Raw genomic sequence first — 17,161 nt, 5'->3', positions numbered from 1 at the left:
CTCAATCCTTTGCAGCGACTGCAATAATTTCCTGATCATCCTCAACAAATTCCAGTTCCATCTCAGCTAGACCGAGCAGCTGCTCTTTGTTTAAGACACCACTTAAATCACTCATTTTCTGACCAAAAAATAAGTACGTTTTCGGCAATGTCGCACCAGCGTCCGTATACTGTGTCATACTGTCCACAAATTCCATGAAATCTGTTCCAATCTGATCTTTGTGAAATACTCCAATTTTTGCAATATTTTTCTGAAGACGTATAACGCCTTCCTCATCGATCATGCGCACCAGTTTTTTCTTTGATTTAAATAATCCTAGAAAGCCGCCTTTTGCCACATTTACATAGTACGCATGCCATCTTCCTGCCGCTGCTGCCCGCTCAACCATATCTGTCGTTGTCTTCTCGGCATCCGCTAAAATCTGCTTCTGTTCTTCCTCCGAGATGGTCTTTGCATTGCGGTCCTTGGTACGCAGCTCTGTCGCTCCTGTTGCGATCGCTCTTAAAATATTTTTCTGGCTGTCGATTTCAATCGAAATATCAACCGTTGCTGCATCTGCGCCTGCCCTGGTGATCACTTCCATAATATCATGGCGGATTTTACGGATATCCTCATCCGTAGGGTTTGCAACATTTCGCTCCATCTGCTCACGCACAAGTGCCAGAGAGACACCGATCGTAGAAATGTACGGTGCATTTTCCGCAATCTTATGCCGGATTCCCATTTTTTCTCCCAAATATGGTACTACAACCGACGCCGAACCACCACCACCGACCAGACAGATCAGGTTCGGATTCAGATTATAATCTGCAATCAGTTGTTTTACAATCTCGCCAACTTTCGTCATCGCAATATCCATTGCCTGACGGCACAGTTCTTCCACCGTGCTCCCCGTCATAGATGCCAATGCCCCCCATGCGATCTTCGCTGATTCCACATTTCCGGCAGCATAGTCATCCGCCGGCACATAACCCAGAATATTTGCGGCACCTGCCAGTGTAAGCGCATAGCTCTCGCCATTTGCACAGGCAACAACCGCATAATCCGATGTATCGTCCTCGCGCGGTGCGATCAGCTCTATCTTTGGATTCTTCATCTTATCGGTGTCAGTAAAGACCTCATACTCTTTCTCTGCGATATGTGCGGATCTTGGTCCGACATCTGCGATCTTACCTCCACGCACCACGATCATACTGCCTCCGGCAATTCCAAGTGTACGCACATCCAAAGAAGTCAGATATAACTTTCTTCCCCCGATCTGTGCATTTTTGATCATAACCTTGCCATCTTTGATCGCTGAAATATCGGTCGATGTTCCACCTGCCTCAAGGAAAATGCCATCTGTCAGTTTTTCATACATCAGTGCTCCTGCCACACCTGCTGCCAGGCCGGATAGCATCGTAAGAATCGGTCTCTTCCGCACCTCATCGATACTCATGACGCCGCCATCACAGCGCATGATCATCAGCGGTTTTTTAATACCGGAATCTTTTACCGCATTTTCCGTCATGTTGGCAGTCTCCATCATTTTGGGGATCAATGCCGCATTGACTGCTGCTGTCCTCGTCCTCGCCTGCAGTCCGTAAAGCTGGGAGATCTCATGTCCACCTGTAGCGACCAGTCCTTCTTTTACCGCCAGGCCAATAACTTTCTGCTCATTTTCCGGATTATCAACAGAGTAACTCTCCGAAGCCACGATCACCTCCACATTTTTCAGTTTCAGTGCATCGATTGCCTCTTTTACAGCCTCATCGGTAAGTGAGGCTGCATCTATAAATTCATGCTCTGTATATAAATATTTTCCCGGTGCCAGCTCGATATTTCCGACTGTCGTCTCCTTGCGGGAACGTTCTGCCTCCATACCACTTCCCATGCCAACAATACCAACACGTGCCACATCTCCCTCTAACAGGGCATTGGTTGCCTGTGTGGTTCCATGTGCGATAAATATAACATTATCCGGAGAAATTCCATTTTTTGTGAGTACCGTATTGATCGCCTCAATGATTCCCTGCGCCACACCGCGCTCGGCATGATGTGTCGTCGGCACTTTTTCTTTTGCAATGACCTCATAGGTCTCATTATCTACGACTACGGCATCCGTAAATGTTCCTCCGACATCGATTCCGATCCTTACCTTTCTGTTATCCATATGTGAAACATACCCTCCTTGAATGATCCTTACTGTTTAGAATAATGCTACTGCTGCGTAAATCAAGATTCCAAGTGCCATTACCATGGTGTATGGAAGTGTTGATTTCAAAATATCATTAACATCGACTTTTGCATAATCTGCTACGATGACATTCTGTGTGTTTGTCGGGTCTGATACACACTGTACCACGCTGGTACTACGAAGTGCCATACCAACTGCTGGTGCACTCAGTTTTCCTGCTGTCAGGAAAATATTTGCGAGACCAGAGCCAAGACCGTACATATTTAACGGTCCACGATACAGAGCCAGTGGAGAAAGAACTGTAAAAATTACAATGTACATAATCGGGTTTGATGGAAGAATCACACTAATGATTGGCTGCATCAGAGCAGATGTTTTCTGTGCTGCCACTCCATTTAAAAGAATTCCAATACCAATCATCAGACCGATGACTCCTGCCACATCCTTAATTCCCTCTACCATGGAGCTTGAAAGAACCTGAATACTTGAAGACGGCTTCGTAATTAATGCTGTTACAATAATTGCTACCACCAAGCTTGTCTCCGCATTCCACTTAAAGAAAAATACCAGTACGATAGGAAGAAGCGGCATCAGCATGGCAACCGGATTAACCTTTTTAGAGTTGGTTCCAGCATTCATTGCCCATGTACTTCTGACTGTCTTTTTATTTACATTGATTAAAATATATGCAACCGTCACAACCGCACAGATCAGTCCCATCACGATGGAAGATGTTTTAATAACCTCCATATCCATTCCAATGGTATCTACATAAATCTGGTACTGCGATACATTAAAAAGAAGTCCAATGTTTAATCCAAAAAGTACGAGACTTGCTGCCACGATCGGCTCAATTCCCGCAGACAGTAACAGCGGAATTGCAATCTGAGCGACCATAATAACAGGACCTGCACCACTCATAGCAGTAAAGATCAGTGCCGTTGCAGCAGTCAGTGCCAAAGCGATCATAACCGGCTTATCCCCTGCCAGCTCTGCTGCCTTACGGATAATGGCATCTGAAATTCCCTCTTTCTGAATTACTTTTGCAAAAATTGCACCAAATACGGTAACAATAATGGTGCTCGCAAGACGGGATGCTCCACCTGCAATTACATAAGAAGTAATACTCTGTGTTTCTGCATCACTTGATATAAATGGAACTCCTGCTACTACTGCGATTAAAATTCCCATACATGGAAGTGCTAAAATCGCTGGCATCTTTTTTGTCATCATAAGAGCAACTCCCGCTAAGAAGATTGCCAAAATTACTATTACCTGTAACGTCTGCATACCTATTCTCCTCCTTCAATCAGTGCATTTGTAAACTTTTTCGTGATGAGCTGCGGTCTTGTAATCGCCCCACCCACAACGACACTATAACATCCAAGTTCAACTACTCGTCTGGCTTTCTGCGGCACATCGATATTTCCCTCAGCAATTACCGGATGATGTACCTGTTTTAATATCTTGCGTATAATTTCAAAATCATTCTGTTCAATTTTGTCATTTACGCTGTACGGCGTATATCCCACAAGTGTTGTTCCAATAAAATCAAATCCAATTTCATCTGCAAGTAATGCTTCCTCCACCGTTGAACAGTCTGCCATAAATTTTTGATCCGGATATTTTTCTTTCACTTTTTCAAAAAATTCTTTCAGATAAGTTCCATCTGGTCTGATGCGCTTTGTTGCATCCACTGCAATAATTTCTGGTTTTATCTCCATCAATGCATCTACCTCTTTTAAGGTCGGTGTAATATATACTTCTGAATTGTCATACACCTCCTTGATAATACCGATGATTGGAAGTGAAACATTCTTTCTTATCTCAAGAATATCTTCTACCGTATTTGCCCGAATTCCTGCTGCTCCACCCTCATATGCGGCTTTGGCCATCCGCCCCATAATAAATGATGAATGTAAAGGTTCATCTTCTAGTGCCTGACACGATACAATCAGCTTGCTTCGCAAATTCTCAAACTGCGCTTCCATTCTCTTACTCCTTTCACATCACCTTTGGGATCCTCTGTGATATAAATTTTATACCCCGAATTTCCGGTTTTTTCAACGATTTTACCCGATACTGAATCTACTTTCCTTCAAAATTGATATTTTTTGTTTTTGCGAAACTTCTTTCACAAAATTCTTTCAGAATTCCGGTTTCTTTTGTACACTTTTGCACAAATATCAGAAGAAGGTTCATCAAAATTGACAAAAAAAGAGTACTGATCACAAGCTGCACTTATAATCAGTACTCCTTTTCTGCCCTCACTAATCTTCGTTTTTAAAGATCACACTGCGGTAATTATTTAACACTTTATACAAGATCATACCTAACACATAGCAGGAAATCACTTCGCCGATTCCGACAGTCAGCATAAAGAATGGGATCGTCCCCTCTGCCATGTACACATATGCCAGAACAAACGGTACAATGATCGTATTTGCCACGATCGGTGGTAACGGAGCCAGCCATTTGTGCTTTCTTAACGCATAAGTTCCACATGCCCCGATCAGTGTCGCAAGACTGCCAAACACAACATCAAGCGGCATGCAGCCGGTGAGCAGATTGCTGAGCAGGCATCCTATAAAAAGTCCCGGAATAGCTGCCGGTGTAAATACCGGTAAAATGGTAAGTGCCTCGGAAATCCTGACCTGAATTGCGCCGGAAGCAAGATTGAATGCACTGATAAAATAAGTCAGTACAACATAGATAGCTGCGATAAGTGCAGCTTGCACGATAAGTAATACTTTTTTGTTTCTCATTTGTTTCTCCTTTAGTTTTGTTTTACGAGTGGAAGGTCTCGAACACTCGATATTACTGCAACTTCCTGAGTCTAACATAACTTTTGGAAAAAAGCAACACCCCGGCAGAAACATTTGCTTTTTTATATATTTTATTTATTTTTGTATAAATTTATTTATATGCAGCTTTCGCACCCATGCAGTAAATGACCAAAATATCCCTCTCACCGGTCGCAGCAGCAGCCACATACCTGATAAAATTACATAAAATGGATTTTTCACGCTGATGCGGTGTCCATTTCTTGCAAATGCAGTTAGAATCCCCTTTATCTGGTCTTCCTGCACCGGTCCTTCTATCTCCATCTGATTATCACCGACCATATAAAACTGACCATCCCTGCATTTTACGACACGGTGTAAAACCAGGATACTTCCTTTTCTGCGATATAACACGACATCTGCACGCCGAATTTTTTTTACATCTGCCTTTTTTATGACTGCAGCATCCCGCCCCGGTACAAACATCGGGTACATACTATATCCTTCGGGATAAATCTGTATTACTTCCCCCGCTTCTAATAACTGCTCGATATCGTACTTCATTACATTCCCCCCGTTAAAATCACTCCGTCTTTTTTAATTTCATGACATCCGGAAATATTGTAGCATTTCCATTTTGCTAATGCTATAATATTTCCAATTCATTTTCATGTAAAGGAGCCGCAGCCATATGAAAATATCTGACGGATTTTTTAAAACAACACTTTCCTCTGTTCCCTATGTTCTTCCCTATGGGCAGAACATTGCTGACCATGCCCGTTCTCTGCGTCTGAATGAGTCTGGTGCCCTTTTATGGGATGCTCTCTCCACCGGTGCGGATAAAAGCACACTTTTGTCAATCATGAAAAACCACTATAATGCAGATGAAACTATGCTGCCACAGTTCGAATCTGACTTGGACAGTTATCTTTCCACCTTAAAAAAACTTGGCATGCTTTCTGACAATACACTGACACAAACTGCCTGCCCGGATCATGTCTGGACCGGCAATACTTTTCCTGCACTTTTTTCCGACAATCACGCACTTAAATATTTTAAGATCGGTATTCTCTGCTTCTCATGGTCCGGTCCGGATGTTTTGTTTGACACTTATTTTAAAGATTTTTCCTGCGAAGCCGCTGTGGCTGATCAGGCCATTCTGGTACAGACCGGAAAGCCGTCGGGGCTTTTAGAAGGAACACTGCTGCTTAGTACTGCCGAGCTTACTATCTTCGACGTTACAGACACTTACCGTTTTGTCTTTGGCACCCACTGGGGTATTCATGAAATGCGTGTAAAAAAAGACGGTTCCGCCGCCGTCCTCTACTGCACCGACGACTACACCACAAACCACGCAGATGATATCTTTCATGCACTGCGTTTTGCTTTCCTGATTGTTGCAGCATGGCATGACCTTTTTGTCCTGCATTCGGTTTCCATATTATATCAGGGCAAAGCCTGGCTCTTTTCCGGCAGTTCCGGCACCGGCAAATCCACACATGCAGACCTCTGGATGAATCAGTACCAGACTCCGGTTTTAAACGGAGATCTGAACATCCTTGGCATAAAAGACGGAATGCCTTGCGTATACGGTCTGCCCTGGTGTGGAACATCTGAAATATACACCACCACGACCTATCCACTTGGCGGCATTGTATTTTTAAAGCAGGCTCCTTTTAATCGTGTCGATTTTCTCTCTCTGGATGAACAGGCACTTTGTCTGGTGCAGCGCATGATCTCTCCGTCCTGGACAAAAGATCTGGTGCTAAAAAGCCTTGCATTTGCAGAAAAGCTTGCCCCGCTGACACGGATTTTCCGGTTGAACTGTACCAAAGATCCCGAAGCTGCAGCCGTCATGAAAGCAGCTATCGATCTGTCTGTCTGAGCTGTTTTCTTTTAAAAATCATCCATCATTTTCTGTACTTCCTGTGTTGTCAGCACGACACACTTCTGCTCACGGATACCATACACTCTCTCACATACTGATAATACTGTCGGACGGTGTGTGGTCACAATGCAGGTGCGCGGCTCATCTGTCTGCATAATATTTTTCAAAACCTTTCGCTCTGTTGCAACATCAAGTGCACTTGTTGCCTCATCTAAAAGCAAGATCGGCGCATGGCGAAGCAGTGCCCTTGCGATGGAAAGGCGCTGCGCCTGTCCCTCTGAAAATCCTCCTCCCCGCTCTCCTACTCTGCTGTATATTCCATCCGGCAGTTTCTGCACAAACTCCCATGCGCAGGCTGCTATAAGGACCTCTCTGATTTCATCATCCGTAGCGTCCGGTCTGACGTTGCGCATATTCTCTGCAATTGTTCCGGAAAACATTGTATTTCCCTGTGGTACATAAGAAAAAAGCCGACGTGCTGCTGGTGTGATTGCAAGTACTTCTCCTGTTTTCTCTCCCACCAGATCCTCCGCACCTCCTTGTATATGTAACAGAGCAAGCATGATACGTAAAAGTGTTGTTTTTCCTTCACCGGAAGGTCCCACTAACGCAACGATCTCGTGTGGATGTGCTTCAAAATCCGCTTCTGTAAATACTCTTGTTCCATTGTGGTAGGTATAAGACATCTTAGAAAAACAAAGACCGATACCACGCTCCCTGTTCTCCTCATAAAATTTTTCTACACGTTCTGCATCCGAATAATCTTCTTTCGGCATTCCAAGGATATCCATCAGCCTTCCCGCAGATGTGGTCAGTGAAATTGCCGTCGGTACCAGCGACACAAGCTGATTTAATGTTCCTGTCAGCGAACCGGATAAAGATAAAAACATCGTCATAGTACCATAGGAAATCGCACCACTCCAGACACGGTAAATACCAAATCCATAACAGCTATATGACACTGCAAGCCCGACAACCGATAATAAGATCGAAGTTGCCATGGACATTTTCTGGAACTCTAATTTCATGCTAAGGTATTCTTTCTGCAGACCGCGCAGCCGTTCTCCGTAGAGACGCACCAGATCAAATGCTTTGATCGTCTGTATATTAGAAAATGCTTCCTGGTTAAATCCTGACATCTTCGCATTCATGGCTGCACTTTTTTCATTATTGCCCTTCATGCGTTTTAAGATCCGTTTCGACATAAGCATGCTGACCGGCATGCCAAGCATGGCAAGCAGTGCAAACATCGGATCATTGTAAAAGACAAGTGCAAATGTACTGATGAATCGCACCGTATAGATGACCAGATTTGGAATCCAGCTTAAAATACCATTCGAAATGTTGGAGGCATCAGAATTCCAGCGTGTCAGAAGATCACCCGTATGATACTTCTGGATCTCTTCAAGATCCGTCACAAGCATTTTATCAAAAATATCTGCTTTGATATCATTGTCCACACTGATACTGATCTTATTGGAAAAATAACTTGTAACCTGTGAGATCAGCATATTTCCTATGGAAAATCCGATATACAGACAGAATGTACGCACTAAAAGTCCTGCCTGCTGTCCAGTGATAATATCGACCATATCCCTTGAGATCAGACTTGATATCAGTGAAATGACCGTTCCCGACAGACCAAGAAGGGTATAAAAAATCATCTGTTTCCAGTACTTTCTCGCATACTCATAGATCCAGACAGTTTCCCGCCACATATCTTTTAATACGCCCTCTTTGATCCTTTTATGATAATGTCTCAGACTGTCTAACATAATAATCTCCATTTCATTCCGTTCCCGGTTATTATAACAAATCTGTACCACGAAAAAAAGAGGTTACCACATGGATATGTGTCAGATAATCGCCCAAACACATGCCATATGATAACCCTGTTCTGATTTCTATATGCTCTACATAGACCAATCCGTTACCGTATCATCCGGTCCGTATCCTTTCTTTTCCCATGTTGGCTTACGGTTTCCATTATCGGTATCATAGCTTCCAGCGTATCCGGAATCCACGTAATGTGTCTTAAGTCCACAAGCTGAAGCTGTATTAGCCGGACATCCCAGACATCCGAACTGCTGCCTGTAACCTCTGGTACCCCCATTCCATGAAGAATAGTCCGGTGCCTGCCAGTTGCCGTTCATATACTGGCTGTCACATTTTATGCCGCTTGCTACATGGTCGTTTGCACCACCGCTTGCAAGATACACGCCTTCTGCCGTATCCTAATATGCGATGATCGTTGGTCTTTCATATCTGTTCATTACTTCTATATTCCTCAGTTCATTTATTATTTTATCTTACCGGATCTGTCCCTTAGTCTGTAATACTTACCCCTGTAATTGCAAGACCTGCATCTGACTGTACGACCAGATCGCCAAACCCAATATTATCCGTCGGATTCTGATGATATCCCAAAGCAATGCAAAGGGAACTTGTTCCGTCACCTGATGTACATCCTGTACCACCGGATACATAACTGACCGGCTGGTTAAACGAAATGTTCAACTGCTGTGCTTCCCTGGTATGATCTGCATCATGTTTACCATTAACCTGAATGCGGTAATCTCCTCTTCCGTCCTGCGGAGTCTGATGTATATAAGCAGATGCTGTATAACATCCTGCCCCACTTGCCAGATACACCCCTTCTGCAAGTTCATCACTGGTAACTAACATCGGTTTCATATACTCTCTCATATGAACTTCCCTCTCCCTGTTTTTAGTCTTATTCTATAATTTTACCCATATCCGTCTGTACTGTCAAGCATCACCACACGTCTTTTTTCTCCCAAAATCGACTTTTTAATGATCTCCACATCTTCTCCACCCGGCAGCAGTGATTCAATGCACCTTGTCATGTAACTTTCAGAGTTATAACATAGAACTACAAAACTCAGATATATTTTTCTGTTCTCTGTCATAATTTTTCCTTCCTTTCACAGTTTATCTTACGGAAAAACTCAAACAAAATCGGAACCATTTTACGATTCGAGTAAAATGGTTCCGATCTTATATCCTTCATTTTCTATTTTCTGTTCATTGGCAAATGTGATAAAACTGCCGTCTGCTGTATCACGCAGTGCAAAATACACACTGTAGCATTCCTTTTTTACTCCCCGAAGCGGTACACTGACAGAAAAGCTCTCTTTTCTGTCTGCTTCATTTCCTCCCAAAAGCGATCTGACATCTCCTGATGGACTTTCCTCATAAATCGTCTGTCCGGTCTCATCTTTCACAAGAAGTACCGGCTCATATTCTTTATAGACCGGTGCAAAACCGACATTTTGCAATGCCACTGTGATCTCTGCCGTATCTTCCCAGAAATCATGCTGCATGGAAACTTCTGACAACAGCAGACGATAGCCTAAATGTCTGCGTATATACGAAAGACCATCCATACCATCAAAACAATCCTCTGTCTGCGCCTTAGATGATGCCCATTTTTCCAATACGGCTTCATCATAATCCTCATTCAGATAGGTCACATGCATGGTTTTCAAATCCGCAATGGCATGCTCGAAATCATTGTATCCGTTGTCAATAATGACCTCCCCGCCATTTGGCACACGTGAACATAACTTTTCCTGAAATGCAAGTTCTTCACTGCGGTTCCATGCCTGATCCACCCCGGCTTCTGCAGCACTCTTCTCCCCATAAGTTCCGCAGTCATTGCCGCTTCCTAACATTCCGTCATTGAACAGTCCCAGCATGTCATATAAAGGATCATTCGGACCATTTTTTCTGGAAACGTCTGCACTTTCCATGATCTTCCGCCACTGTACCGGTGTCCGCACAGCAAGATACATCTGACCATTTGTCGATTGTACAAGCTGTTTTGCAAGCTGCTGCAAAGAATCCGTTTTTGCATATTTTGTTCCATTCAGTTCCCCCCAGTTGCCGACAAAAAGCCCCTGTAGCGTAAAAACTGAATCCCTGTATTTTGCCAATACCTCCCCTGTCTGCTGCATATGTTTTAACACAATGTCAATACTCTGTGGCTCATACTTTTCATTTTCTCCATTCCAGTCATACAAAAAACGTACGATCCAGTGTACTTTTGCAGCTGACATCGCCTGAAACAGTTTTTCTATATTTTGCAGACCTTCTTTTGATATCTCTTTTTCCCGATATTCCCTTAAATTGATCTGCACCATGGCAAGTGCATGATCTGAATCTTTTTCCATCTGTGTGTCTAACTGTTCCCCCATATCCACCGGTTCGTCCGATATCAAAAACCCATAAATATGATAAAAACCCCGGTCCGGATTCCATATTTCCTCTGAAGATTCCGTAAAATTTTCTTCCGTCAGCATTACTTTCCAGTGAAAATAGTCATGTACTCCGGCAATAATCCCGGCAATCACAAGCACAAACAGAATGAAAAACAGTAATTTTTTTCTCATTCTACTCCTCTTTTTTAGTCCATTTCAAACAGTTTCATTTTTGTTACCAGACGGCTCCTTTTTTTTGCATTTTTTAAGATAGCTATGCTCGATATTCCGCGAAGTTTCCGGTTACGGTATACAAATCCGAAGAATGTCCTTACCCACAAAATGGGATAAAGTATTTTATACCTTCCGGCTTTCGGATGGCTTAAATGCATCTGATGATGGAACTCCCGGATATAATCCATCCATCCAGTCCCCCTCATGGCTACCATCCGCTCCGGGGCCGCCTCACCAAACTCTTCAGATTCCATGATCTCTGTAAAAAATTCTTTCAGGTAAGATTCATCCTTCATACCGTCAGCTTCGCCCTGATTTTTGAGAAACTCCACCTTTTGTTCTGATAATCCCAGATATCTGATACAAAATTCCGTAACGACACATGCAAAATTTAAAATTCCGCATTCCCGGACCAGATTTAAAAATATCTTATCTTCCTCTGCCGTACATCCATGTTCCCAGAACACAACCCAGTCACATAAAAGTTTTAATCCAAACCCCGAACGCAGAAAATGCTGAAGCATATGTAACAGCAGATAAAATGCCTGATACGGTGGTGATGTCAGGAAAAAATCCACCCCCATCACATTTTCCGTAACTCTGTTTTCAAAGAAAGTCTTCTGACATTTTTTCATAAAAGCGTTCACTTCCTGTGAATCAAATGGCTCCACCAGCGCACTATGCAGTTCCAGGCGAATCCCTTCCTGACTTATATAAGTAAGATGATGATTTTCCTGATGACCACCTTCCGCCATAAAACCATGCGCTAACAGATAACTGCCCGCTTTCTGCGCCGTCTGTTCATCCTCAAATAAAAGATCAACATCCCCTGATTTACGCAGTTCCGGCACCGGATAAAGTCCTGCTATACCGCTTCCCTTCAGTAAGATCGTATGCATCCCTGCATCCTCCAAAAGTCCGGTCACATACCTGCTCATAAACAGCAGGCGATAAGACTGCCCTACAGTCTGTATACTTTTCTCTTCCACCCTTTTCCAGTCTTCCCCGTTTTCAGGCAGGATGTCTTCCAATACATCATATAAAAGCGGCAGCACACGATGGTTATCCGCTATCGAAAGAATGCTTTTCCAGTCTGTTTTCTGTTGTTTTATCTTTTCACATTTTTGTTTTATATCTGCCGGATTATCCTCATGCAACTCTGCATGCAGAGCTGCATCCAGAAGGCTGCACAATATAAGTTCTTTTTCTTCATTTTTTTCTTCATTTTTTTCTTCATTTTTTTCTTCCATCGTTCCACCTCTTCTTCCAGATAGCAAGTGCCTTTCTCTTTACAATCCCAAATTCTTTTGTACGGCAAAAACATAAAAGCATCACAAGATGTGGCACTACCGCACAAATGAAAAGTCTTTTCAAAAATACAACAATGACACTGCCGCCTGCAAATGCACATATCCTGTCTGTTCCATACCATGTCAATCCTGTCACTGCTGCATAGATCACATAACGGACAAAGAATGAAGATACTTTCGCATGCAGTCTGTGCCGGTACAGAACATATGGCTCCACCCATACAGATGTGAGCATGGTAGAGAGAAACGTTCCTGCAAATACTCCAAATGTTCCTGCTTTCCATACCAGAATCACCGAAATGACAAGGTTTAACACTGCTTCTACCAATGCTTTATACCTGTCAAACCAGAACAATCCAAGTGAATCTCTGAATGTCAGTACCGCTTTTCTCGTTCCATTGATATAGAAATTGATGCATAAGATCAAAACCACAGGCATCTGAAACAAATACTGCTTCCCAAATGTGAGTTCCACAAATGGATTTAACAATTCATATAGACAGATCGCAGCGACTCCATAAAGCCAGTTTCCGATAAAAAAAGCCGTCTCAAAAATACTCTTTACTCTTTTTTCGTCTTCCGTTGCCCCAAGATTTCCGACACTCGCTGTGATTCCCTGAAAAATCTGATCCAGCACCTGTCTGACTGATCCGATCAAAAGGTAATAATTTGAATAAATACCTACACTGACAACCCCCACAAAGGAGGAAATAAGCAGGTTATCTGTATTATTGACCACTACATTTCCAAGTTTATGCATCAGCATGGCTTTTATATTGCGGAATATATCTTTTCTCTCTTCTTCCGGCAGTTTTTCTTTTGTTTTCTCTTTCAGATAGGGATACATCCGATCCGCCTTCAACGAGATACAGATATTTGAAAGCAGTGTACAGACAATATAAATGATCAGGAATAATATAAAATTGTGTGTTGTAAGTAAAATGAGGATCTGACAGATATCCTGCAAAATCAGAAAAGCCGTCTGATATAAAAGAACGATATAGTTCAACTGATGCACTTCGATCAATGTTCTTTTATATACCAGCAGATACGATACGACCGAATTTGCCAGATATAAAAAATAAATAAGCATCAGATGATCCACATCCGGCCGGTTTTTCATAAGAATATCAAAGAAAGGGACGATCGACAGTCCTAACACTGCCACACAGCCTGCTGTAATACGGTAGAATGTCTGAAACATCCGCATCAGAATCTGCTGTCTTTTGATATCCCCCTGCGCGATCGGGCGATAGAGCGCATAACTGATCGCCGTCTCCACACCAAGTTCTGTCAGTGAGAGTACATTTAAGATATCTGTGAAAAGTCCGTTGATTCCGACATAACTTTCACTGAGTGTATGTGTAAATACCACACGTGTCACAAATCCCATCAGGATCGCAGCGATTCTTGAGATCATTGCAACCATGGTATTCATGGTAGAATATTCTGTTCTGCTCTTTTCCATCTGTATTCTCACCTCTCTCCTATTTTCACAAAATGTGCCCGGTTATTCAGATTCCACACCGTGCAGTAACCGGTAGACTGCGCCAAATGCCCTTACGCTGACACTGATCATACAGGCGCTTCCCTTTAAATGAAGTGAAACCTTTTTATCCATAAGATACTGGGGCAGTTTTTGTCTGACATATTTTTTTATTTTTCTGCAGTCAGCGGCAACATAATTACCGTTCCGGCTCATTGCAGCAGCCATCCCCATCAGATCAAACAGATAGTGGTTTTCAAATAATTTTTTATACTGTGGATACCTGCGTGAATAGATCCTGCAGTAATCCTCAAACATCATCATTGCCTTCTGGTATGTTCTGTCATATCCACAATTGCATACACCTGATTTTCTCTGCATATAATAATATTTCGTTTTTGTTCCGCATACGATTCTGCCACATTGCTCTAGTACCCGGCAGAACATCTCATAATCTTCCGCAAAAGACAGTTCCGTTGAAAAACGGATTCCGTCAAGAACCTCCCGTCGAAACAGTTTATTCCAGACATAGGCACGCAGATAGCATCTCTCATGCAAAACACCAAGTGCTTCTCTTCCGTTTAAACAGACCACATTTCTTGGACTTTCAAACCTTTTTTCCACACCGGAATCATATTTGTACCATCCGGAACATGTGGCGATCTGTGCTTTATATGTTTTTAAAAGCCCGGTCAGGTAGGTATACATATCCGGATCTAATACATCATCCGCATCAACAAATGCAATATATGCACCTGTTGCCTCCTTCAGACCTTTATTTCTCGCACCAGACACTCCTTTATTTTTTTCGTGATATACTTTTATACGCGCATCTGCACCCTGGAGCCTGTCACATATCTCTGCAGAACCGTCATTAGATCCATCATCGATCAAAAGTATCTCCAGATCCGGATATGTCTGACCCATAATACTCTGCACACAGCTTTCCAGATAATTTTTCACATTATATACCGGCACGATCACACTGATCTTGTCTGTCTTTTTTGTCATGTTTTTCATACTCCCTTTTTATCTGAGATATAGCTGTTCTCCTGCCCCCTCATTTGCAAAACGTATCTCCGCTTTTCCTCTGCATCTTGTCAGCTTCAGATAATATTTTCCCTTTCCATCCTGCAATCCTGACAGTGGAAATATAATTTTTGCTGTTTCATGTCCGGATAATGTCCGGATATCATAATCTGCCGTATAAACATCTTCTGTTCCGTCCATATTTTCCTTAACCAATGCAAGTTCTGCTTTATCACAGATATTGGAAAATCCGGTATTGGCTATCTCAATTTCTATTCTGTCTGTATAAAATACAGCTTTCTCTGCCACAAAACGATATCCCAGATGTGCACCAATATACTGGTAGAAACTGCCCCATTCCCCATATTCCATCTGTTTCCATTGGTCTAATATCTGCCCCTCATAAATGCTGTTGAGATATGTAACCCGCAAATCTTTCAGCGAAAGCAGCATTTCTTTCACAGGTGCCTCCTGCCCAAAAAGCACTTCCCCACCAAATGGAACCAATCCACATGTTTCCCGCATATAAACCAGTTCATCTTCAATGCACCAGTCTTCTGTCCACACACTGTCATCACGATGCTTCTGTCCAAAGGTCCCCATATGATTTTCTGAGCCAAAGATCGCATCATCAAATACTCCAGGTGCCAATTCGCCATCCTCTCCTGCCACTGCCATACGGCAGAAAGACGGTTTTCTGAGTGCGATCTTAATGTCCGGTCCTATCGCCTCTCTCCACGCTGCATAGAGTTTCCTGATGTATTCCTGATCCAGAAACTTAGATCCGTGCATTTCCCCCCAGTTACCGATAAATAATCCCTGTGTTACAAAGATGTCATCCTTATGTGCACGCACAACCGCTCCCATCTGCCTCATATGGGTTAAAATCATGGAAAACAACGTCGGTTCCCGTTCCATTCCTTTCCCCTTTGTGTCATACAAGACACGCAAAATGACCTCTTTCCCGTAACAGTGAAAACATTTTAAAATTTCATCAGCATACGCAAGTGCTTCTTTCGGAAGCTCTTTTCCCCGATATGCCCCGATGTCAAATCGTACCAGCACCAGTGTCTCGTCATCCCAGAAAGGCTGATATAAAAGCCCATCCGTATCTCTCTTATCCAGTGTAAATGTGTAAATATGATACCATCCTCTGCCCGGATTTGCACATTCTTTTCTGCTCTCTTCCGGGAATCTTACTGTAAAATGTTTTTTATTTCTGTTCTTCCAGAAAAACATCTTCTTTCCCTGCCCCCGCATCAATTTTTAGTACTTTTACACGGAATACTACTCCGATAATTGAAAACACCATACGAAACATGTAAATAACCGGTTTCAGTCCGGAATGCATACTGACCCCCGTCTGCCTGTTATGCATGACTGCCGGTATCTCTTCCACCTTAAATCCAAGCAGCAGCATCTGAATGATCATATTTGCATCCGGATATTTATCATCAAAATGCTTGTATTTCGAATAATATAAAAATGCCTTCCGGCTAAGTCCCTGCAGTCCGGTTGTCGGATCATATATCTGACGTCCTGTCGTCATTTTGATCATCTTACGGAACAGCGCATATGCCAGTTTTTTTGTCATGGAAACCGGAAAATCAGAACTTTCCTCCATAAATCTTGATCCAAGCACAATGTCCGGATATCTGCCATCCGCATCCTTCTGCCGGAGTCTCTCATAAATTTGGGGAATATTGCATACATCATGCTGTCCGTCTGCATCCATCTGTATCACATACTTATATTTCCTTCGTATCGCATACTTATAACCGAGCTGTAAGGCACTGCCGTAACCAAGGTTAAACACGTGCGTAACTAACGTATGTCCATGCGCCTTTACCACCCAGTTTGTTGAATCCGAAGATGCATCATTCATAACAAGAATATCGGCAATAGACGCTATTTCCGGCTTTTCAAGTTCACAGAGCACTGCTTCGATATTCTTTTCCTCATTGTATGCAGGCATAATAATCAATAACTCTTTTTGCTTTTTCATTTCCATTCCAATCCTCTTTTTTGCTGCATG

Annotated in this window: 15 protein-coding genes and 1 pseudogene; 1 reads left to right on the top strand and 15 read right to left on the bottom strand. The window is 42.8% G+C overall.

Translation table 11 applies throughout. The features are described from left to right. Position 1: 1 nt before the first annotated feature. The 5 genes from ACDD58_RS13140 to ACDD58_RS13120 all read right to left on the bottom strand — a co-directional run bounded on the left by ACDD58_RS13140 (position 2) and on the right by ACDD58_RS13120 (position 5,523). Positions 2-2,152, bottom strand: coding sequence for a hydantoinase/oxoprolinase family protein (locus tag ACDD58_RS13140; RefSeq protein ID WP_118208962.1), 2,151 nt, complete (start codon positions 2,150-2,152; stop codon positions 2-4). A gap of 36 nt (positions 2,153-2,188) precedes the next feature. Further along, positions 2,189-3,466 carry a transporter gene (locus tag ACDD58_RS13135; RefSeq protein ID WP_118208963.1) on the bottom strand — a complete coding sequence of 426 codons (1,278 nt, stop codon included), beginning with the start codon at positions 3,464-3,466 and terminating at the stop codon, positions 2,189-2,191. Between the two features lie 2 nt (positions 3,467-3,468). Beyond that, a complete protein-coding gene (locus tag ACDD58_RS13130; protein WP_370777861.1) occupies positions 3,469-4,167 on the bottom strand; it encodes an N-acetylmannosamine-6-phosphate 2-epimerase in 699 nt (232 codons plus the stop codon). Positions 4,168-4,446: 279 nt separating this feature from the next. Further along, positions 4,447-4,941, bottom strand: a complete 495-nt coding sequence (locus ACDD58_RS13125; protein WP_015520593.1) for a QueT transporter family protein — start codon at positions 4,939-4,941, stop codon at positions 4,447-4,449. Between the two features lie 135 nt (positions 4,942-5,076). Further along, entirely contained in the window at positions 5,077-5,523 is a 447-nt protein-coding gene (locus ACDD58_RS13120) for a S24/S26 family peptidase (protein WP_370777859.1), read from the bottom strand. 127 nt (positions 5,524-5,650) lie between these two features. Here ACDD58_RS13120 and ACDD58_RS13115 point away from each other — a divergent pair, with 127 nt between their 5' ends. Continuing rightward, the gene (locus ACDD58_RS13115) at positions 5,651-6,844 is read left to right on the top strand and encodes a PqqD family protein (protein ID WP_370777858.1); all 1,194 of its coding nucleotides are present in this window, start codon (positions 5,651-5,653) and stop codon (positions 6,842-6,844) included. Positions 6,845-6,855: 11 nt separating this feature from the next. Here ACDD58_RS13115 and ACDD58_RS13110 read toward each other — a convergent pair whose 3' ends face one another. The 10 genes and pseudogenes from ACDD58_RS13110 to ACDD58_RS13065 form a co-directional block, all read right to left on the bottom strand. After that, positions 6,856-8,622, bottom strand: a complete 1,767-nt coding sequence (locus tag ACDD58_RS13110) for an ABC transporter ATP-binding protein (RefSeq protein ID WP_117919239.1) — start codon at positions 8,620-8,622, stop codon at positions 6,856-6,858. Positions 8,623-8,760: 138 nt separating this feature from the next. Then, positions 8,761-9,066 (bottom strand): hypothetical protein, encoded by a 306-nt coding sequence (locus ACDD58_RS13105; RefSeq protein ID WP_241070976.1) that lies wholly within the window; start codon positions 9,064-9,066, stop codon positions 8,761-8,763. 106 nt (positions 9,067-9,172) lie between these two features. Continuing rightward, entirely contained in the window at positions 9,173-9,553 is a 381-nt protein-coding gene (locus tag ACDD58_RS13100) for a hypothetical protein (RefSeq protein ID WP_117919237.1), read from the bottom strand. A gap of 107 nt (positions 9,554-9,660) precedes the next feature. Next, positions 9,661-9,777 (bottom strand): annotated as a pseudogene (locus ACDD58_RS13095) (glycosyl transferase); the annotation flags it as partial. Positions 9,778-9,837: 60 nt separating this feature from the next. Beyond that, complete coding sequence (locus ACDD58_RS13090) at positions 9,838-11,259, bottom strand: DUF4832 domain-containing protein (RefSeq protein ID WP_370777856.1); 1,422 nt, start codon at positions 11,257-11,259, stop codon at positions 9,838-9,840. A 14-nt stretch (positions 11,260-11,273) separates the two neighbouring features. Next, positions 11,274-12,551 carry a nucleotidyltransferase family protein gene (locus tag ACDD58_RS13085; RefSeq protein ID WP_370777854.1) on the bottom strand — a complete coding sequence of 426 codons (1,278 nt, stop codon included), beginning with the start codon at positions 12,549-12,551 and terminating at the stop codon, positions 11,274-11,276. Next, complete coding sequence (locus ACDD58_RS13080; protein WP_370777852.1) at positions 12,535-14,079, bottom strand: lipopolysaccharide biosynthesis protein; 1,545 nt, start codon at positions 14,077-14,079, stop codon at positions 12,535-12,537. Before ACDD58_RS13080 ends, ACDD58_RS13085 begins: the two co-directional genes overlap by 17 nt. A gap of 42 nt (positions 14,080-14,121) precedes the next feature. After that, positions 14,122-15,108 (bottom strand): glycosyltransferase family 2 protein, encoded by a 987-nt coding sequence (locus tag ACDD58_RS13075; RefSeq protein WP_370777850.1) that lies wholly within the window; start codon positions 15,106-15,108, stop codon positions 14,122-14,124. 18 nt (positions 15,109-15,126) lie between these two features. Further along, the gene (locus tag ACDD58_RS13070) at positions 15,127-16,365 is read right to left on the bottom strand and encodes a DUF4874 domain-containing protein (protein ID WP_370777847.1); all 1,239 of its coding nucleotides are present in this window, start codon (positions 16,363-16,365) and stop codon (positions 15,127-15,129) included. Continuing rightward, complete coding sequence (locus ACDD58_RS13065; RefSeq protein ID WP_370777845.1) at positions 16,340-17,137, bottom strand: glycosyltransferase family 2 protein; 798 nt, start codon at positions 17,135-17,137, stop codon at positions 16,340-16,342. The genes ACDD58_RS13070 and ACDD58_RS13065 overlap by 26 nt, the downstream gene beginning before the upstream one ends. Positions 17,138-17,161 lie beyond the last annotated feature (24 nt).

It is taken from the genome of Roseburia sp., assembly GCF_041325975.1.
GTDB lineage: Bacteria > Bacillota > Clostridia > Lachnospirales > Lachnospiraceae > Roseburia > Roseburia rectibacter.
The sequence above is the reverse complement of the archived record's forward strand: the minus strand, read 5'-3'. Positions and strand labels throughout refer to the sequence as shown.